The organism is Exiguobacterium sp. s50 (assembly GCF_018618175.1).
Lineage (GTDB): Bacteria > Bacillota > Bacilli > Exiguobacteriales > Exiguobacteriaceae > Exiguobacterium > Exiguobacterium chiriqhucha.
The window spans coordinates 1-1189 of sequence record NZ_JACSLP010000027.1 but is presented as its reverse complement, the minus strand read 5'-3'; the positions used below and the strand labels follow the sequence as shown (position 1 = coordinate 1189).

At 47.0% G+C, this 1189-nt stretch carries 10 tRNA genes and 1 rRNA gene; all 11 read left to right on the top strand.

Going from position 1 to position 1189, the window contains the following annotated elements:
- A 5S ribosomal RNA gene (rrf, locus tag KNP68_RS15070) occupies window positions 1–89 on the top strand; the annotation flags it as partial.
- An 83-nt stretch (window positions 90–172) separates the two neighbouring features.
- Window positions 173–248 (top strand) — tRNA-Asp (locus KNP68_RS15065).
- 24 nt (window positions 249–272) lie between these two features.
- Window positions 273–348, top strand: a tRNA-Phe gene (locus KNP68_RS15060).
- 8 nt (window positions 349–356) lie between these two features.
- A tRNA-Thr gene (locus KNP68_RS15055) sits at window positions 357–432 on the top strand.
- Between the two features lie 11 nt (window positions 433–443).
- A tRNA-His gene (locus KNP68_RS15050) sits at window positions 444–519 on the top strand.
- A 16-nt stretch (window positions 520–535) separates the two neighbouring features.
- A tRNA-Lys gene (locus KNP68_RS15045) sits at window positions 536–611 on the top strand.
- Between the two features lie 35 nt (window positions 612–646).
- Window positions 647–727: transfer RNA gene (locus KNP68_RS15040), tRNA-Leu, on the top strand.
- A gap of 21 nt (window positions 728–748) precedes the next feature.
- Window positions 749–823: transfer RNA gene (locus KNP68_RS15035), tRNA-Gly, on the top strand.
- Between the two features lie 7 nt (window positions 824–830).
- A tRNA-Leu gene (locus KNP68_RS15030) sits at window positions 831–915 on the top strand.
- Window positions 916–920: 5 nt separating this feature from the next.
- A tRNA-Arg gene (locus tag KNP68_RS15025) sits at window positions 921–997 on the top strand.
- 7 nt (window positions 998–1004) lie between these two features.
- Window positions 1005–1081 (top strand) — tRNA-Pro (locus tag KNP68_RS15020).
- Window positions 1082–1189: the final 108 nt, after the last annotated feature.

The following is a 1189-nucleotide window of genomic DNA, read 5'->3' as shown; positions in this document are numbered from 1 at the left end:
CCCGTTCCCATGCCGAACACGGAAGTTAAGCGCTTCAGCGCCGAAAGTAGTTGGGGGTCTCCCCCTGTGAGGATAGGACGCTGCCAGGCTGTTTATTTTTTTGAAAAAATTATTGACTTTCTTCTTGAGGAGACTTAAAATAGGTAAAGTCGATACAGTAATTATTTAAAACGGTCCCGTGGTGTAGTGGTTAACATGTCTGCCTGTCACGCAGAAGATCGCGGGTTCGAATCCCGTCGGGACCGCCATTTTTTTATTTAATTTAATAAGTTGGCTTTGTAGCTCAGTTGGTAGAGCAAAGGACTGAAAATCCTTGTGTCGGCGGTTCGATTCCGTCCAAAGCCACCATTTACAGCGCCGGTGTAGCTCAGTTGGTAGAGCATCTGACTTGTAATCAGAGGGTCGAGGGTTCGAATCCTTTCGCCGGCACCATTTTTCTCATGGCGGTTGTGGCGAAGTGGTTAACGCACCGGATTGTGATTCCGGCATTCGAGGGTTCAATTCCCTTCAGCCGCCCCATTTTTTAAAAATTAATGAGCCATTAGCTCAGTTGGTAGAGCATCTGACTTTTAATCAGAGGGTCGCAGGTTCGAGCCCTGCATGGCTCACCATTTCTCATTAATTTCTATACTTAAATACTTTATATGCGGGTGTGGCGGAATTGGTAGACGCGCTAGACTTAGGATCTAGTGTCTTTGACGTGGGGGTTCGAGTCCCTTCACCCGCATCTCTAATCTAATTTTATATTGCGGAAGTAGTTCAGTGGTAGAATACGACCTTGCCAAGGTCGGGGTCGCGGGTTCGAATCCCGTCTTCCGCTCCAATTATATGCGGTCGTGGCGGAATCGGTAGACGCGCTAGGTTGAGGGCCTAGTGGTGGTTAACACCGTGGAGGTTCAAGTCCTCTCGACCGCATTAATGCACCCTTAGCTCAGCTGGATAGAGCGTTAGACTACGAATCTAAAGGCCGGGAGTTCGAATCTCTCAGGGTGCACCATTTATAACGGGAAGTAGCTCAGCTTGGTAGAGCACTTGGTTTGGGACCAAGGGGTCGCAGGTTCGAATCCTGTCTTCCCGACCATTTCTTAATTCAATTTGGTCTTTGAAAACTGAACGATGAGGCAAAAAAAGTTTTACAATTTTTGAATGAAGCGCAAGCTTCGTCATTTTTAAAGAGCTATATCAAATT